Genomic DNA, 16,036 nt, shown 5'->3' on the forward strand with positions numbered 1-16,036 from the left:
CACCCTCCTACTACGGTGGATAGGAGTCATTGGTACCGTGGTGGCTCGCGTCTGATCGAGGAGCGCCGGTGGGGGACTTCTTCGCAGGGGTCGCCGCGGGCGGCCCCCTGCTGGCGGGAATGGCCGTAGCGCTGCTGGCGGGTGTGGTGAGCTTCCTGTCGCCGTGCGTGCTGCCGCTCGTGCCCGGCTACCTGTCCTACGTCACGGGCCTCGCCGCCACCACGCTGCCGGGGCCGCGACCCATGGCATCCGGGAGTACGGCGTCCGGGAATGCGGCAGGCGGTGCGCCGGCCGCCGCGCCGGCGGCCGGGCGTGGACGAATGCTCGCCGGTGCGTGCCTGTTCGTCGCGGGGTTCACCGTCGTGTTCCTGCTGACCGGGGTGACGTTCGCGCAGGCCGGTCGCCTGCTGTGGCAGCACGCCCGGACGGTCGAGGTCGTCGCGGGGGCGCTGACCGTCGCGCTGGGACTGGCGTTCGCCGGCCTGCTGCCCCGGGTGCCCAGCGAGCGCCGGCTCCGGTTCCTTCCCCGCGCTGGGCTGGCCGGTGCGCCGATCCTCGGGGCGACGTTCGGGCTCGGCTGGGTGCCGTGCGTGAGCCCGACCCTCGGCGCGGTGCTGTCGCTGGCCGCGGTGGACGCGACGGTCGGCCGGGGGCTGCTGCTCGCCGCGGCGTACTGCGCCGGGCTCGGTCTGCCGTTCCTCGCCGTCGCGGTCGGCATGCGGCGCGGGCTGGCCTTCATCACCGCGACCCGCCCCTACCGCCGCGCCATCAACGTGGCGGGCGGCGTGATGCTGATGGTGGTCGGTCTCGCGCTGCTGACCGGCGCGTGGACCGAGTTCATCATCTGGCTGCGGGTGACCGTCGGGCCCGGAGTGATCGGCATCTGAGAGAACGTCCGGCGCGGCGGGATCGCTGCCACGCGGCGCGAGCCCCTGAGCGAGGCGGAACGCGCGCCGCGTCAAGCCGGGTTGACAGCGACCACACCAAGGTCCCCGGCTCGCGATGAATACTACTATCGAAACTAGTAGTAGGTCGAGAGGGCCTAGCCGACCGGGATTCTGGCGGTGACCGTCGCCTGGTTGATGTCGTCGACGCGGACGGTGACGCGCATGTCCCAGGTGCCGGCGGTGGGGAACGCGATCTGTCCGCTGGCATGGTCCGGGGTGAGGGCCACGAGCGGCACAGTGATCGGTTCGACCTCCTTCGACGGCAGTGCGACCGTCGCCTTCCACTCCACGACCTTGAGCGGCGCGCTGCCGTCGGGTTTGCGGGCGTACAGGTGGACGGTGTTGATCCCGGTCCTGGCCGGCGAGACGTCGACGACGACCTGGAACAGGTTGCTGCTGACCTTGACCTCGACCGGCCGGCCGGGTCGGCCCGCGGCGGCCTCGACGCTGCGCGCCGGGGTCGTCTGCACCAGCACGGATGTCACGCCGAGGACGAGCACGACGACGCCGGTCTCGACGAGGACCCCGATCCGCAGCCGCCTGCGTACCGTGGCGTCGGCCACTTCCTCGTCCGCGTCGTCGGTGGCGGCCGGGTAGTTGCGGTTGGTGACGCTCCGCGCGTACGCGGCGGCCGCGAGGATGACGGCGAACAGGCAGACCTTGACGATGACCAGCCGCCCGTACAGGGTGCCGGTGAGCGCGCCGAGGGTGCCGATCTCGACGAGAGCCTGGGCGGTGCCCGCCAGGACGAGGACGGTGACGGCGAGCAGCGCCCAGCCGGACCAGACCGGCATGATGACGCCCAGCTCGCGGTGGTCGGCGTGGCGGAGCAGGAACCCGAACAGCATGACCAGGCCACCGACCCAGACGGCCATCGCGGCGAGGTGCGCGGCGTCGGCGACGACGGTGAGCGCGGGGACCGGGGAGGCGCTCGGGTGCCCTGACAGCGGCCAGGTGGCGGCGCCGACGACGCTGAGCCCGATCAGCAGCGCCTGGTCGAGCCTTCCGGCGCGCAGGCCGGCGACCGGCCGCAGGAGCAGCACGGCCGCGACGACGGCGGCGAGACGGATCAGGTGGGCGGCGCCATAGGTGCTGCCGAGCACGTCGCCTGCGCCGTCGGTGGTTGCGTCGAGGAGGTCGCCGCCGGAGGTGTACGGGATCTGCAGGTACAGCTCCAGCAGGGCGCTGACCGCGACCAGACCGGCACCGGCGAGCGCGAGGCGGACCGGGCCGGTGGTGGGCAGCCGGGCCGGCCACAGGGCCAGGAGGACGAGGGCCGGCCCGACCAGCAGTATCAGTCCCAGGAAGCCGATCCACCGCGCGGCCGACATGGTGTGCTTCACCAGGGGGTCGGTCTGGACGTCGGCGCCCGCGGCGTCGGTCGGAGTGGCGGTGACCTCGCCGTAGGAGAAGGCGAAGCCGCCGCTGATCGGGTGGTTGTCCGCGGAGATGACCCGGTAGCTGACCAGGTAGGTGCCTCGCGGTCCGTTGCCGCGCAGCGGGATGACGAGGTCGGCGCCGCGGGCCGTGACTTTGCCGGTGTCCAGGCGCCCGCCGTCCGGCGCGATGACCCTGACCTTGTCGGCGACGGGCCGGACGGGCTCGGTGAACGTGACGACGACCTCGCCGGGCAGCGCGTCGACGACGACGTCCGCCGTCGGGTTCGAGCCGACCAGCGTCGCGTGCGCGCCCGCCGGTGCGGCTGGCAGCGCGAGGACGGCGAGCCAGCCGAGCACCACCGCGGCGAACAGTGTCCGCCAGCTCATCGCAAGGTCCTCCAGAAGTCCCAGAACTCCACGCCGATCAACGCGACCAGGACCAGGAGCCAGGCGGTGAGGATCGTGCTGTGGAACCGCGCGACCGCGTCCACGATCGGCCGTCCGCCGAGGTTGTGCAGCGTCACGTACCAGAAGACGGCGATCGTCACGACCCACACGGCCATGCAGTACGGGCACAGGGCGCCGATGCGGTACACGCTCTGTACGAACAGCCAGTGCACGAAGACCACGCCGAAGACGGCGCCCGCCTGCAGCCCGAGCCACCACCAGCGGGGCAGGACGGCGCCGGCGAGGACGGCGACGCCGGTGGTGACGACCACGGTGAACCCGACCAGGCCGAGCAGGGGGTTGGGGAACCCGAAGACCTCGGCCTGGTCGCTGCCCATGATCGAGCCGCACGACAGGATCGGGTTGATGCTGCACGTCGGCCGGTACGCCGGGTCCTGCAGCAGCCGGATCTTCTCGACGGTGAGCACGAACGCGGCGGCCAGCCCGAGCGCGCCGGCGACCGTGAGCAGCCACCCGAGCCTGCGGGCGTGGACCGGCATCAGCCGCCGGCCGCGAGGGCGTCGTCGACGGCCTTCTTCAGGTTGGCGTACGTGGGGGAGACCTGCAGCCGCTTGCCGTTGAGGAAGAACGTCGGGGTGCCCTGGACGCCGAGGTCGGTGCCGTCGGCCTTGTCGCGGTTGACGCGCTCGACCGTGGCCGGTGCGGTGACGTCGGCGCGGTAGCGGGTCATGTCGAGGCCGAGCTGCTCGGCGTAGCCGGCGAACGTGTCCGCGTGCGAGGTCCGCGCCTCGCCCCACTCCTTCTGGGTGTCGAACAGCTTGGTGTACATGGCCTCGAACTTGTCCTGCTGCGCCGCGGCCTGCGCCGCCTGGGCGGCGTTCTGGGCGTTGGTGTGGTTGGGCAGCGGGAAGTACCGCACCACGTAGGTGATCTTCCCGGCGTACTCCTTGCGGAGCCGCTCGACCGACGGGTAGGCGGCGCCGCAGGACTCGCACTCGAAGTCCAGGAACTCCACCAGGGTGACCTTTCCGTCGGCGGCGACGTCGAGGCGGTGGCTGTCCTCACGGACCAGCCGTGGGTCGGCCGCGCCGGTGACCGGCTCGGCTTCGCTGCCGGTGCCGTCGACGACGAGGAACGCGCCGAAGGCGATCACGGCGGCGACCACGAGGGTGACGGTCAGCATCAGGTTGCCGTTCTGCCACCATCCGCGGGCCGGCCGCCGGGTCGGGCCGGCGCGTCGGGCCGGTGCGTTGAACGCGGAGGTGCGGGGCTTGGCCTTCTTGGTCATCGGCGGGTGGCTCCCTTGTCGGTGGCGTCGTCGGTACGTCGTGCCTCGGCGGCCCAGTCGGCCAGCTGGCGGTTGTAGGCGGCGAGGGCGTGGTCCTCGCCGGCGGCGTCGGCCCGGTCGATGGCCCGGTCGACGCGTCGCGCCTCGCGCTGGTCGGAACGCCACCACTGCGTGAGGAGCACGAGCGCGACGGCGGCGCTGGGGAGTTCACCGAACGACCAGGCGATGCCGCCGCCGAGTCGCTGGTCCTGCAGCGGCGACGGGCCCCAGGGGCGGGCGAGGGCGGTGTACCAGTCGGCGGCGAGCACGGTCGTGGACTGCTGCACCGCGAGCCCGAAGATGGCGTGCAGGGCCATCGCGGCGAACAGCAGCACCATGCGCAGCGGGAACGGTGCGGGACGACGGCCCGGGTCGACCCCGATCAGGGTGTGGAAGAAGAGGTAGCCGGCGGCGAGGAAGTGCGCCTGCATGGCCAGGTGCGCGGCGTGGGAGCGCAGCGCGAGCTCGAACAGGCCGGTGAAGTACAGCCCGTACAGGCTGCCGACGTAGACCGCGAGCGCGACGAGCGGTTGGCCGAGCAGCGCGGCGGGGCGGCTGTGCAGGGCGGCGGTGAGCCACTCCCGGGGTCCGGGCCAGGTGGTCTCGCGGCTGGGGCGCAGGGCGCGCAGCGCCAGGCTCACGGGTGCGCCGAGGACGAGCAGGATGGGGGCGAGCATGCTCAACGCCATGTGCACCGCCATGTGCGCGCTGAACAGCACCGGTGCGTAGCGGGCCAGCCCGGAGCTGGTGGCGAGGACCACGACCACCCAGCCGGCGGTCCACACGACGAGGCGGTGGGCCGGCCAGGCGACGCCGCGACGCCGCAGCCGCCACCAGCCCGCGGCGTAGGCACCGACGGCGGCCAGCGCGACCGTCAGCGCGAGGGGCTCGACGAGCCATTGCGTCAGCAGCCGGCCGACCGACACCGGGCCGGGCATGGGGAAGCCCAGCAGGCTCTGGGCGAGGGTCTCCTCGCCGCTGCCGGCGGTCGGCGGAGGCGTCCGGGACAGGGCCACCGCGAGCCCGAACGCCGCGGCGAGGACGGCCACCTCGACGACGGCGATCCGCCGGAACGCCCCGGGCCGGCCGCCGGCCAGGGCCGGGATGCTGACCCGCCGGTGCCACGCGGCGAGGCACACGACGACGGCGACAGCGCCGATCTTGATGGCGATGAGCCGTCCGTACGGGCTGCTCCACAGCTCGGCCGGGTGCTGCAGGCGGGTCAGGGCATTCATCGACCCGGCGGCTACCACGATCGGCAGGCACCAGGTGGCGAGGACGGAGAACCGGCGCACCGCCCGGTGCCGGTCGGCGGCGCCGCGAAGGCGGAGGAGCAGCAGCGCGGTCAGCCCGCCGAGCCAGGCGGCCGCGGCGACGCTGTGCAGCACCAGCGACGACACGGCGAGCTGATGGTTGCCCGACGAGGCCGCGTGCCCGGCGAACGCCGGCGCGGCGAGCCCCACCACGGCCACCGCGGCCAGGGGCACGACCGTGCGCACGGCGAAGGCGAACCGGGCGACGACCGCGATCACCGCCGCTGCGGCCGCGCTCACCAGCATCGCCCGGCCCTGCACGAGGTCGAGCAGGAAGCTCACCGCCGCCCGTCCACGCACGACGTCGGCGGCCGGTGCGGCGAGCAGATCCGACACGGTGAACACGGCGAGCGCGGCGACCGCCACCAGCCATCCGGCCGCGGCCAGGGACGCCAGCCGGGTCGCGTGGAATCCCGCCGCGGACAGCGACGACCGGCGCTCCCGCCCGGTCCGTTCACGGTCGACCGGCGCGAGGCACACCGCGGCCAGCAGCAGCCCGAGCGTCGCCGCCGCGCTCACGTCGGCCAGGACCCTGGCGATCGGCAGTCCCCATGCGGTCACCGGGCCGGCCACCCTCAGCCCCGGCAGCGCCGTCGCGTCGGCGCTCCCGCCGGCGTACACCGCACCCGCCGCCGCGATGGCTGCGGCCACGACCGGCACCGCGGCCGGCGCGCGTCGCCGCGCGACCTCCTTCAACGCCACCGGGTCACTCCGGTCGCCGGTTCGCGTCGCGCGCTGCCCGCCGGGCGCCGGCGACGGTCAGTACCAGTGCCGCAACAGCAACCGCGAGCGCTGCCGCCGACAGGACGACCGGGAGCGGACCGGTGCCCGAGGATCCCGCCGCGGCCGGTACTGCGGCCGGCGGGGCGCTGCCGGGTGCGGTGCGGGCCAGGTGCAGGACCGGTGCCGGGTCGTCGGGTTCCTGGCCGCCGGCTGGTTCCTCGATCCAGCGGGAGACCTCGCCGTCGGAGTACGTCTGCAGGGCCTTGAACGCGATGGTGCCGACGTCGGGCAGCGGGCCGGCGGACAGTTCGAAGTCCTCGAAGTAGCCGGGTTTGATGCCGCCGCCGGCCGCCGCGGTCCAGGTCACCTTCGTGACGGCCTCGGTGAGCCGGCCGTCCGGGGTGTCGACCGGTGTGGGCAGCGGCCCCCGTTCGGTGGTGGCGGTCCAGCCCGGGACGGCCTTGAGCGCGACGAACGCGATCGGGGTCGCGGCCGGCATGACGAGTTCGAGTTTGACGGTGCTGGCGGTGTCGCTCTCGTTCGGCACCCGGAACGTCAGCCGGGCGGTCCTGCCCGGGACGGCGTCCTCGGCGGTGACACTGATGTGCGCGGCGGCGACCCCCGGCACCAGGAGCACCGCGGCGATGACGGCGCCGGCGACGGCGATGCGCTGCCACATGACGGTGAGCATGTACGTCCGTTCCTCCGATGGGGCGGTGGTCAGCTGGCGTCCGGTCCGCCGGTCTGGTCGGAGCGGCGGCGCCGCGGCCAGAAGGCGAGGGCCGCGGCGATCGCGATGAGACCGACGAGCAGCCCGACGACGAACGCGACCCCCCACGGCTGGACCGGCTCCTCCGCCGCGGCGGCGGCTTGAGACGTGGCGGCGGCGGTCGTGGGTGCCGGCGCGCTGGCGCTGGTCTGGGCCGGCACCGGGGACGGACTTGTGGCGGCCGGCGATGCGGCGGCCACCGTGAAGGTGATCTTGCCTTGGACGGGGTGCCCGTCGGTGGAGACGACGCGGTACGTGACGCTGACCGCACCGGCCGCGGTCGCCGCCCGCAAGGGCTGGGTGAGGGTGGTCCCGGCACCGGTCGGTGCTCCCGCGACCAGGTCGGCGCCGGCGGCGTCGACCACCGCCACCTGCGCCATGGCGGCGTTCGGCGACTCGCGGAACGTCATCGTGATCGCGGCCGGGCTGGTGGGCAGGCCGGCGCCCTCGGCCGGGGTGCTGCCGCGCAACGCGTTGTGCGCCCAGGCGGGCGAGGCGGTGGTGAGGGCCGTGACGACGGCCACCACCGTCAGCGCCGCGCCCGCCCGCCACCGGATCCGTCGTCGCGTGTCTGACTTCACCGCACCCGTTCCTTCCCCTGAACTGACTCCTACGTCACGTAGTCGTTCGCCGGGACGTGAAAGTTCCCGGGTGGGGCAACTCAATCGCTCTCGGATCGCAACTACGAAGCAACATAGTAGAAGAGACCTGACTCTTGACGCGTCGTCGGTCACGCGTATTAATATGCGCATGTGAACATGTGTCGCGGGAGAGTGATGTGATGGGCCACGGACACGATCACGACCACCAGGTCACGGCGACCGGCCGGCACCGTGGCGCGCTCACCGGGGCGCTCGCCGTCTCGGTGGCGATCTTCGCCGTCGAGGTCGTCGGTGCGCTGGTCACCGGCAGCCTCGCGCTGTTCGCCGACGCCGGGCACGTCCTCGCCGACGCGGGTGGGGTGGCCCTGGCCCTCGGTGCGACGGTGCTCGCGGCCCGCCCGGCGACGGGCCGCCGCACGTTCGGGTGGGCCCGCGCGGAGATCCTCGCCGCCGCCGTCAACGGCCTGGTCCTCGCCGGAATGAGCGTCTACGTGTTCGTCGAGGGGGTCCGCCGGCTGGTCGAGCCGTCCACCGTCGAACCGGGCGGCATGGCGCTGTTCGGGTTCATCGGCCTGGCCGGCAACCTCGTCGGCGTCGCCCTGCTGTGGCGGGCCCGCAACGCCAGCCTCAACATGCGCGGCGCGTTCCTCGAGGTTGCCACCGACGCCGTCACCTCGGTCGGCGTCCTCGTCGCGGCAGGGGTGATCGCGGCGACCGGGTTCAACCGCGCCGACGCGATCGTGTCGGTGCTCATCGGCCTCGTCATCGCCCCGCGGGCGGTCCGGCTGCTGCGCGAGGCGGTCAACGTGCTCCTCGAAGCGACACCGTCCGGTATCGACCTGGACCAGATTCGAGACCACGTCACCGGGCTCGACCACGTCCTGGACGTGCACGACCTGCACGTCCACGCCGTCACGTCAGGCCTGCCGGTGCTCAGCGCCCACGTCGTCGTCCGCGACGAATGCTTCCAGGACGGGCACGCCCCACAACTGCTCGACGCGCTGCAGGCCTGCGTGGCCGGGCACTTCGACGTGGACCACTCGACGTTCCAGCTGGAGCCGGCCGGCCATGCCGGCCACGAACACCCCACCCATCCGTAGCGGGGCGCGTGCCGGGTCGCTGCGCGAGGCCTACCGGGCCGGCCGGTCGGAGCCGCTCCTGCGCTCCTGCCTGCGCTGGACGCGGTCCTGCACGTCGGCGGTCACGTCGGCGCGGAGGCGGCGGAGCAGGAAGGCCGACAGGATCATGCTCACGACGAGCGCGATGGCGAGCTTGAACGCCGGGTCGAGGGCGATCGGCAGCATGTACATCACGCCGGCCGCGGCGACGAACAGCACGAGTCGCGCGGCGAGCAGCTTTGCTACGGAGCCCATCCGACGACTGTAGCGCCGGTCCACCGTGTACGGCCCATCGGTCCGAGCTGGTGGTCACCTCGGCATCAGGTCATGTGCCAAGCAGCTCGGCGCGGTCGGCCGGCCCGCTGGCCGGGTAGGCGTGTGTCTCGGTGGCCTTGACCGCGGCCCACAGCTGCTGGCCCGGGGCCAGGCTCAGGTGCGCGGCGGCGGCCGGGGTGACGTCGGCCGCGGCGGTGATCGGCCCGGCGAGCTGGATCCGTAGGTTGTCGCCGTGGCGTTGGATGCCGGCGACGGTCGCGCTCCACGTGTTGCGGGGGCTGCCGTCGGGCTGGTGCGGGTGCAGCGCGACCGCGGAGGGCCGGAACACGACGAACGCGTCGCCGTCGAGCCGGTCGGTGGTGGCGAGGTCGAACCCGCCGGGGAGGTGGACGGTGTGGCCGTCGGCGCGGCCGCGGTACAGGTTGAGGCCGACGAGCCGGGCGACGTAGTCGGTGCGTGGCCGGGCGGTGATGGTGGCCGCGTCGCCTTCCTGCACGACGTGGCCGTCCTCGACGATGACGAGCCGGTCGGCGAGGACGAGCGCGTCGAGCGGGTCGTGGGTGACGAGCAGCGCGGCGCCGGCGTGCTCGGCGAGGTGCCGTTGCAGCTCGGCGCGGGTGTCGAGCCTGGTGCGGGCGTCGAGGGCGGCGAGGGGCTCGTCGAGCAGCAGCAGCGCCGGGTGTACCGCGAGGGCGCGGGCCAGGGCGACCCGCTGGGCCTGCCCGCCGGAGAGCTGGCGGGGTTTGCGTTTTGCGTGCTCGGCCAGCCCGACCCGGGCGAGCCAGGCGGCGGCCTGCTCGCGGGCGGTGCGCCGGTCGACGCCGTGACGGCGCGGGCCGAACGCGACGTTGTCGAGCGCGGTCAGGTGCGGGAACAGCAGGTAGTCCTGGAAGACGACGCCGATCGGGCGGCGCTCCGGCGGGGTGAAGCGGCGCCGGTCGGGCCGGTCGAGGTCGGCGCCGTCGACGGTGACGTGCCCGGTCGTGAGGGGCTGGAGACCGGCGAGGGCGCGCAGCGCGGTGGTCTTGCCGGCGCCGTTGGGGCCGAGCAGCGCGACGACCTGCCCCGGGTCGATCCGCAGGGCGACGTCGAGCCGGAACGTGCCCCGGTCCACGACGAGGTGCGCGTCGACGAAGGCGCCGGTCATGGGCTGGTGATCCAGCGGTCGCGGAGGCCGGCGAGGATGGCGACGGAGACGGTGAGCAGGATCAGGCTCAGCACGATCGCGGCGTCCAGGTCGGTCTCCAGGGCGAGGTAGACGGCGAGCGGCATCGTCTGGGTCGTGCCGGGGAAGTTGCCGGCGAAGGTGATGGTGGCGCCGAACTCACCGAGCGCCCGGGCCCAGCACAGCACCGCGCCGGCGGCGATGCCGGGCGCGACGAGCGGCAGCGTCACGTGCGTGAACGTGGTCCAGCGGCCGGCGCCGAGGGTCGCGGCGGCCTCCTCGTAGCGGCTGTCGGCGCCGCGCAGCGCGCCTTCGACGGCGATGATGAGGAACGGCATCGCCACGAACGACTCGGCGATGACGACCCCGGTGGTGGTGAACGGGAACGTGATGCCGAACGTCGTGTCGAGCCACTCGCCGAGCAGCCCGCGGCGGCCGAAGACGAGCAGCAGCGCCACGCCGCCGACGACGGGCGGCAGCACGAGCGGGACGGTGACGAGCGCCCGGACGAGGCGCCGGCCGGGGAACTCGATGCGGGCGAGGAGCCAGGCGAGGGGCACGCCGAGGAGCACGCAGACCAGCGTGGCGAGGGTGGCGCACTGCAGCGACAGCCGCAGCGCGGTGAGCACGCCCGGCTCGGTGAGCCGCTGCGGCAGCGTGGTCCAGGGTGCGCGGATCAGCAGGCCGATCAGCGGGACCGTGAGGAACAGCAGGCCGAGCCCGGCAGGCAGGAGCAGCCCGGCCGGGATCCGCTGCCGCCGGGGCGGCGCGACCGCTGGTCGCGCCGCCTTCGTGGAGTCCATGATCGGCATCGCCGGAGTTTACGGTGCCTGGAAGCCGGCGCCCGTGAGCACGGCCTTGCCCTTGTCGGACAGGACGTAGGCGACGAACGCCTGCGCGCCGGCCGGATTCTTCGCCTTCTTCAGCACGATGATCGGGTAGTCGTTGATCGCGCCGGCGGACTCGGGGAACTCGACGCCCTCGACGTCCGCCGCGGCGGTCTTGGCGTCGGTCCGGTACACCAGGGCCGCGTCGACCTCGCCGAGCTTCACCTTCGACAGGGCGGCCTTCACGTCCTGCTCGAGGGTCACCGGGGTGAGCTTCACGGTGGCGGCGTCGAGGGCCTTCTTCGCGGCGGCACCGCACGGCACCTGCTCGGCGCACAGGGCGACCTTCACGCCGGGCTTCGCCAGGTCGGCGAGGCCCTTGATCGCCTTCGGGTTGCCCTTCGGCACCGCGATGACGAGCTGGTTCTTCACGAAGGTGGTGGCCGCGCCCTCGCCGCCGCCGGCGTCGGTGACGGTCTTCATGTTCGCCGGCGCGGCGGAGGCGAACACGTCCGCGGGCGCGCCCTGGTTGATCTGCGTGGCGAGGGCGGAGCTGCCGGCGAAGTTGAAGGTGACCTTCGTGCCGGGGTTGGCGGTCTCGAAGTCCTTGCCGATGGTCTTGAACGACTCGGTCAGCGAGGCGGCCGCGAACACGGTGATGTCGCCGGTGACCGCGGCGGCGCTGCTGGCGCTGCCGGTGGACGGCTGCGGGGCGGCGGTCTTCGTGTCGTCGGCGCAGGCGCTGATCCCCACGACGGTCAAGGCCGCGAACGCGGCCAGGCTGGTGCGGATCCAACGGGATGTCACGAGCTGGTCCTCCCCTTATTCGCGACGGCCGGGGTGGAGCGCTCCACCACGACCGTGGTCGACTTGATCACTGCGATGGCCACCGAGCCGACCTGCAGGTCGAGCTCGTCGACGGCTTCCCGGCTCATCAGCGACACGATCCGGAACGGGCCGGCCTGGATGTCGACCTGCGCCATCACCGTGTCCTTGACGACGGCGGTGACGATCCCGCGCAGCCGGTTGCGCGCCGAGGACGCACCGGTGTCGGTGCCCTCGGTGCGGACGAACTCGGCGAGATCGAGGCCGTCGATGAGCCGGTGGCCGTGCTCGTCCCGGCTGGCGGTCAGCCGGCCCGCGTCGACCCAGCGCCGGACGGTGTCCGCGCTCACGCCCAGCAGTTCGGCCGCTTCACTGATCCGGAACACTGTCACCGGCTCACCCTAGCTGTCGCATGTGCAGCAGCAAATCGGCCGCGGGGCTCGCGTCTTCGAGAGCCTGGTCTCATCAGCCCAGCATCTGCATGCCGGCGTCATGACCGGGCCCGTGGGATGACCGCCCGCGTCGGCAGTGACCAGGCACGACTGGTTCACGGCCAGCAGCCCCGTCCCGGCTGACCCGGGACGGGGCTGGGTTGGGTAGGGCCCGTCTACGGGTTGAAGACGGCGTTCTCCTCGGCGGTGAGCAGCCGTGACCGGATCAGGAAGCGGACGCCCTCGGGAGCCTCCAGTGAGAACCCGCCGCCGCGGCCCTTGACCACGTCGACGGTGAGGTGGGTGTGCCGCCACGCCTCGAACTGCGCCGCGGACATCCAGAACGTCACCGGCTCCGGGACGCCGTCGATCCGCAGCTCCTGCAGCAGCACGTCCGACCCGCCGGTGCGGAACTCACCATCGACGTAACACATCGGGGAGCTGCCGTCGCAGCAGCCGCCGCTCTGGTGGAACATCAGCGGCCCGTTGGCCGCGTACAGCTTGCGCAACAGCTCGGCCGCGGCGTCGGTGACCGCGACGCGTGACATCTCGGCCATCGGCTCAGAAGAAGCCGAGCTTCTTGGGGGAGTAGCTCACCAGGAGGTTCTTGGTCTGCTGGTAGTGGTCCAGCATCATCTTGTGGTTCTCCCGGCCGATGCCCGAGCCCTTGTAGCCGCCGAAGGCGGCGTGCGCGGGGTATGCGTGGTAGCAGTTGGTCCACACGCGACCGGCCTGGATGGCGCGGCCGGCCCGGTAGGCCCTGGAGCCGTCGCGGGTCCAGACGCCGGCGCCCAGTCCGTACAGCGTGTCGTTGGCGATCTTGATGGCGTCGTCGAAGTCGGCGAACGGCGCGACCGACACGACCGGACCGAAGATCTCCTCCTGGAAGATGCGCATCGCGTTGTTGCCCTGGAAGATCGTCGGCTGCACGTAGTACCCGCCGGCGAGCTCGCCGCCGAGGTCGGCCCGCGCGCCGCCGGTGAGGACCTTGGCGCCTTCCTGCTGACCGATGTCGAGGTACGACAGGATCTTCTCGAGCTGGTCGTTGGACGCCTGCGCGCCGATCATGGTGGCCAGGTCGAGGGGGTGGCCCTGCACGATCTGCTCCGTGCGGGCGACGGCGTCGTGCAGGAACCGGTCGTAGTGGCCCTGCTGGATCAGCGCGCGGGACGGGCAGGTGCAGACCTCGCCCTGGTTGAGGGCGAACATCGTGAAGCCTTCGAGGGCCTTGTCGTAGAAGTCGTCCTGGGCGGCGCTGACGTCGTCGAAGAAGATGTTGGGGCTCTTGCCGCCGAGCTCCAGCGTGACCGGTTTGATGTTCTCGCTGGCGTACTGCATGATCAGCCGCCCGGTGGTCGTCTCGCCGGTGAACGCGACCTTCGCGACCCGGGCGCTGGACGCGAGGGGCTTGCCGGCCTCGACGCCGAACCCGTTGACGATGTTGACGACGCCCGGCGGGAGCAGGTCGCCGATGAGGCTCATCAGGTAGTGGATCGAGGCGGGGGTCTGCTCGGCGGGCTTGAGCACGACGGCGTTGCCGGCCGCGAGGGCGGGCGCGAGCTTCCAGGTCGCCATGAGGATCGGGAAGTTCCACGGGATGATCTGGGCGACGACGCCGAGCGGCTCGTGGAAGTGGTACGCGACGGTGTCGTCGTCCAGCTCCGACAGCGACCCCTCCTGGGCCCGGATGGCGCCGGCGAAGTAGCGGAAGTGGTCGATCGCCAGGGGGATGTCGGCGGCGAGCGTCTCCCGGATCGGCTTGCCGTTCTCCCAGGTCTCGGCGACGGCGAGGGCCTCCAGGTTCGCCTCCATCCGGTCGGCGATCTTGTTGAGGATGTTCGCCCGGTCGCCGGCCGAGGTCCGGCCCCAGGCGGGCGCCGCGCCGTGGGCGGCGTCGAGGGCGAGCTCGACGTCGTCGGCGGTGCCGCGGGCGACCTCGGTGAACGTCTGACCGGTCACCGGGGTGGGGTTCTCGAAGTACTGCCCCTTGACCGGCGGCACGAACTGCCCGCCGATCCAGTTGTCGTAGCGCGGCTCGTAGTGCATCTTCGCGCCGGACGTGCCGGGCGCGGCGAAGTCGGTCATCGTGGTGACCTTCCGTCAGCTGCCGCCGTCCGTCGTTGGACGGTTGGGCCGTGACGGGCACGGTAGTTTCGCGGACGTTACATGAATGTAGCGTCGGCGCTCGCTCAGCGGCTCAGCCCGTACTCGGCGCGGAGCTGCCGCACGCGGGCGTTGGCCACGCCGCGGTGCGCCGAGCGGTGCGGCGCGACGGCGGCGAGACGCTCCCACACCTCGAGGTCGTCGAAGCCGCTCCGGTCGGCCCAGGCCCGGACGAGCCCGGCGTCGAACGAGGCGAGCACCGCCGAGCGGAGCTGGGTGTGCAGCCACTGCCGCTGCCGGGCCACCCCGGGCGCCTCCGACGTCGGCAGCAACGGCCCGGGGTAGCCGGCGAGGGCCCGGGCGAGGTGGTCGCCGCGCAGCGCCGCCGCCACGTCGGCGAAGTCCGCGTCGATGCTCGTGCGCAGCCGGTACGGGCGGGATGCGAGCAGGTCGCCGACGACGTGCCGGAGCCGGTTCAGCTCCACCCGCACGGTGGCCGGGTTCGCCTGGTCGTCGTACAGGGCGCTCAGCAGCTGCTCGCCGGTCAGCCCGTCCGGGTGCAGCACCAGCATGATCAGGATCTCGGTGTGGCGGCGCTGCAGCCGGATCGTCCGCCCGTCGACGTGCAGGGTGCCGTCGTTGCCGCCGAGCGCTGACAGGCGCACCGACGGCCCGGCGGCGGGTGTCCACAGCCCCGGAGGTTCGAGCACCGGTCGGGAGCCGGCGGGATGGCGTGACAGCTGGCGGGCGAGCTCGGCCTCGGAGGCACGGGCCGCCGAGCGCACCAGGGCCAGGCTCAGCGGGTTGGCCACGCCGTGCCCGCCGGTGATGTCGATGACGCCCAGCACCTGCCCGGAGACCGGGTCGTGGATCGGCGCGGCCGAGCACGTCCACGCCTGCACCGACGACAGGTAGTGCTCGGTGGCGAAGATCTGCACCTCGTGGTCGAGCGCCAGCGCGGTGCCGGGGGCGTTGGTGCCGGCGTGCGGCTCGTCCCACCGGGCGCCCTCGACGAAGTTCATCCGCTCGGCGCGGGCCCTGGCGACCCGGTGGCCCTCCACCCACAGCAGCTGGCCCGCGGCGTCGGACACCGCCATGAGGTAGTCGCCGTCGTCCGCCGTGTCGCCGACGAGCTGTCGCAGCACGCCGATGACGCGGGAGAGCGGGTGCGCCGCCCGGTACGCGGACAGGTCGTCGTCGGCGAGCAGGACCGGCGGGCTCGCGTCCTGGCCGACCCGCGCGGCCGACGACCGCTGCCAGGACCTGGCCACGACGTCCCGCAGCCCCGGGTCGATCCCGGCGAGGGCCTGCGTGGACAGGAACCGCTCGTGGGCGGCCGCGATCTCACGGGCCCGCCGCTGCGGGTCCGCGCCGACGTCGGCGAGCCACGCGTTTCCCATCAGCTCCCGCCTTGGCGTGCCACCTGGCAGGACCGCAGGTCGCCGCCAGACTCGTCCACCAAGAGTGCATGCGCCGCGGGACCAGCGCAACCTTCCCCGCAGGTGCACGGGACGGCCGCCGCCGGCCCTCGCAGGTGCGCGGTGTTACGGCAGCTGCAGGAGCGGCGCGGCGGCGACGATCGGGTCCGCGAGGACCTGCCCGGCCGCCCCGCCGACCGGCAGCCGCACAGCGGGCAACGGCGCGGCGACGTCTCAGGCCGTGGCGTACGCCTGAGCCCAGGGCACGTCGACGCCTGTCCCCGGTGCGAGCAGCTGCGTCCCCGTGGCGACCATGAGGGCAGCGAACCGCGCGCCGGTGTCACCGAAGTGCCGTTCCGGGTTCACGCGTGCAACCAACTTCTCCCGGGTCCGGTCCCGCGGCTG

Annotated in this window: 17 protein-coding genes; 2 read left to right on the forward strand and 15 right to left on the reverse strand. The window is 73.1% G+C overall.

The window, feature by feature from the left end; genetic code table 11:
- Nucleotides 1-119 precede the first annotated feature (119 nt).
- A complete protein-coding gene (locus tag ABZ321_RS23430; protein ID WP_354894671.1) occupies nt 120-887 on the forward strand; it encodes a cytochrome c biogenesis CcdA family protein in 768 nt (255 codons plus the stop codon).
- A 155-nt stretch (nt 888-1,042) separates the two neighbouring features.
- On the opposite strand, the gene ABZ321_RS23435 is transcribed toward ABZ321_RS23430, so the two are convergent.
- From ABZ321_RS23435 to ABZ321_RS23460, 6 genes are all read right to left on the reverse strand, one after another.
- On the reverse strand, nt 1,043-2,713 hold the full coding sequence (locus ABZ321_RS23435) for a copper resistance protein CopC (RefSeq protein WP_354894543.1): 1,671 nt from the start codon (nt 2,711-2,713) through the stop codon (nt 1,043-1,045).
- The gene (locus ABZ321_RS23440) at nt 2,710-3,273 is read right to left on the reverse strand and encodes a vitamin K epoxide reductase family protein (protein WP_354894546.1); all 564 of its coding nucleotides are present in this window, start codon (nt 3,271-3,273) and stop codon (nt 2,710-2,712) included. The genes ABZ321_RS23435 and ABZ321_RS23440 overlap by 4 nt, the downstream gene beginning before the upstream one ends.
- The gene (locus ABZ321_RS23445) at nt 3,273-3,917 is read right to left on the reverse strand and encodes a thioredoxin domain-containing protein (protein WP_354894674.1); all 645 of its coding nucleotides are present in this window, start codon (nt 3,915-3,917) and stop codon (nt 3,273-3,275) included. The genes ABZ321_RS23440 and ABZ321_RS23445 overlap by 1 nt, the downstream gene beginning before the upstream one ends.
- Before the next feature lie 101 nt (nt 3,918-4,018).
- Nucleotides 4,019-6,076, reverse strand: a complete 2,058-nt coding sequence (locus tag ABZ321_RS23450) for a cytochrome c oxidase assembly protein (RefSeq protein WP_354894549.1) — start codon at nt 6,074-6,076, stop codon at nt 4,019-4,021.
- A 4-nt stretch (nt 6,077-6,080) separates the two neighbouring features.
- A complete protein-coding gene (locus tag ABZ321_RS23455) occupies nt 6,081-6,788 on the reverse strand; it encodes a YcnI family protein (RefSeq protein WP_354894552.1) in 708 nt (235 codons plus the stop codon).
- A gap of 29 nt (nt 6,789-6,817) precedes the next feature.
- Nucleotides 6,818-7,447 (reverse strand): copper resistance CopC family protein, encoded by a 630-nt coding sequence (locus ABZ321_RS23460; protein ID WP_354894555.1) that lies wholly within the window; start codon nt 7,445-7,447, stop codon nt 6,818-6,820.
- 200 nt (nt 7,448-7,647) lie between these two features.
- Here ABZ321_RS23460 and ABZ321_RS23465 point away from each other — a divergent pair, with 200 nt between their 5' ends.
- Entirely contained in the window at nt 7,648-8,568 is a 921-nt protein-coding gene (locus ABZ321_RS23465; RefSeq protein WP_354894558.1) for a cation diffusion facilitator family transporter, read from the forward strand.
- A 30-nt stretch (nt 8,569-8,598) separates the two neighbouring features.
- Here ABZ321_RS23465 and ABZ321_RS23470 read toward each other — a convergent pair whose 3' ends face one another.
- The 9 genes from ABZ321_RS23470 to ABZ321_RS23510 form a co-directional block, all read right to left on the reverse strand.
- Entirely contained in the window at nt 8,599-8,841 is a 243-nt protein-coding gene (locus ABZ321_RS23470; protein ID WP_344500049.1) for a DUF4229 domain-containing protein, read from the reverse strand.
- 70 nt (nt 8,842-8,911) lie between these two features.
- Entirely contained in the window at nt 8,912-10,009 is a 1,098-nt protein-coding gene (locus ABZ321_RS23475; protein ID WP_344500051.1) for an ABC transporter ATP-binding protein, read from the reverse strand.
- Nucleotides 10,006-10,830, reverse strand: a complete 825-nt coding sequence (locus tag ABZ321_RS23480) for an ABC transporter permease (protein ID WP_354894677.1) — start codon at nt 10,828-10,830, stop codon at nt 10,006-10,008. The genes ABZ321_RS23475 and ABZ321_RS23480 overlap by 4 nt, the downstream gene beginning before the upstream one ends.
- Nucleotides 10,831-10,848: 18 nt before the next feature.
- Nucleotides 10,849-11,661, reverse strand: a complete 813-nt coding sequence (gene modA / locus ABZ321_RS23485; protein WP_354894562.1) for a molybdate ABC transporter substrate-binding protein — start codon at nt 11,659-11,661, stop codon at nt 10,849-10,851.
- A complete protein-coding gene (locus tag ABZ321_RS23490) occupies nt 11,658-12,071 on the reverse strand; it encodes a TOBE domain-containing protein (protein WP_344500055.1) in 414 nt (137 codons plus the stop codon). The genes modA and ABZ321_RS23490 overlap by 4 nt, the downstream gene beginning before the upstream one ends.
- 215 nt (nt 12,072-12,286) lie before the next feature.
- On the reverse strand, nt 12,287-12,667 hold the full coding sequence (locus tag ABZ321_RS23495) for a DUF779 domain-containing protein (RefSeq protein ID WP_344500057.1): 381 nt from the start codon (nt 12,665-12,667) through the stop codon (nt 12,287-12,289).
- Between the two features lie 4 nt (nt 12,668-12,671).
- Nucleotides 12,672-14,195: an aldehyde dehydrogenase gene (adh, locus tag ABZ321_RS23500; protein ID WP_344500059.1), complete on the reverse strand. Its 1,524-nt coding sequence runs from the start codon at nt 14,193-14,195 to the stop codon at nt 12,672-12,674.
- A 104-nt stretch (nt 14,196-14,299) separates the two neighbouring features.
- On the reverse strand, nt 14,300-15,613 hold the full coding sequence (locus tag ABZ321_RS23505; protein WP_354894566.1) for a transcriptional regulator: 1,314 nt from the start codon (nt 15,611-15,613) through the stop codon (nt 14,300-14,302).
- 252 nt (nt 15,614-15,865) lie between these two features.
- Nucleotides 15,866-15,997: a hypothetical protein gene (locus ABZ321_RS23510; RefSeq protein WP_354894569.1), complete on the reverse strand. Its 132-nt coding sequence runs from the start codon at nt 15,995-15,997 to the stop codon at nt 15,866-15,868.
- Between the last annotated feature and the right edge of the window lie 39 nt (nt 15,998-16,036).

The organism is Dactylosporangium sp. NPDC006015 (genome assembly GCF_040614215.1).
GTDB classification, from domain to species: domain Bacteria; phylum Actinomycetota; class Actinomycetes; order Mycobacteriales; family Micromonosporaceae; genus Dactylosporangium; species Dactylosporangium maewongense.

What these genes read in the sequence shown, in the direction of transcription:
- ABZ321_RS23445 (WP_354894674.1), bottom strand. Translation starts at nt 3,917, where the DNA reads ATGCTGACCGTCACCCTCGTGGTCGCCGCCGTGATCGCCTTCGGCGCG.
- ABZ321_RS23470 (WP_344500049.1), bottom strand. Translation starts at nt 8,841, where the DNA reads ATGGGCTCCGTAGCAAAGCTGCTCGCCGCGCGACTCGTGCTGTTCGTC.
- adh (WP_344500059.1), bottom strand. Translation starts at nt 14,195, where the DNA reads ATGACCGACTTCGCCGCGCCCGGCACGTCCGGCGCGAAGATGCACTAC.
- ABZ321_RS23475 (WP_344500051.1), bottom strand. Translation starts at nt 10,009, where the DNA reads ATGACCGGCGCCTTCGTCGACGCGCACCTCGTCGTGGACCGGGGCACG.
- ABZ321_RS23440 (WP_354894546.1), bottom strand. Translation starts at nt 3,273, where the DNA reads ATGCCGGTCCACGCCCGCAGGCTCGGGTGGCTGCTCACGGTCGCCGGC.
- ABZ321_RS23465 (WP_354894558.1), top strand. Translation starts at nt 7,648, where the DNA reads ATGGGCCACGGACACGATCACGACCACCAGGTCACGGCGACCGGCCGG.
- ABZ321_RS23480 (WP_354894677.1), bottom strand. Translation starts at nt 10,830, where the DNA reads ATGGACTCCACGAAGGCGGCGCGACCAGCGGTCGCGCCGCCCCGGCGG.
- ABZ321_RS23430 (WP_354894671.1), top strand. Translation starts at nt 120, where the DNA reads ATGGCCGTAGCGCTGCTGGCGGGTGTGGTGAGCTTCCTGTCGCCGTGC.
- ABZ321_RS23455 (WP_354894552.1), bottom strand. Translation starts at nt 6,788, where the DNA reads ATGCTCACCGTCATGTGGCAGCGCATCGCCGTCGCCGGCGCCGTCATC.
- ABZ321_RS23505 (WP_354894566.1), bottom strand. Translation starts at nt 15,613, where the DNA reads ATGGGAAACGCGTGGCTCGCCGACGTCGGCGCGGACCCGCAGCGGCGG.
- ABZ321_RS23495 (WP_344500057.1), bottom strand. Translation starts at nt 12,667, where the DNA reads ATGGCCGAGATGTCACGCGTCGCGGTCACCGACGCCGCGGCCGAGCTG.
- ABZ321_RS23435 (WP_354894543.1), bottom strand. Translation starts at nt 2,713, where the DNA reads ATGAGCTGGCGGACACTGTTCGCCGCGGTGGTGCTCGGCTGGCTCGCC.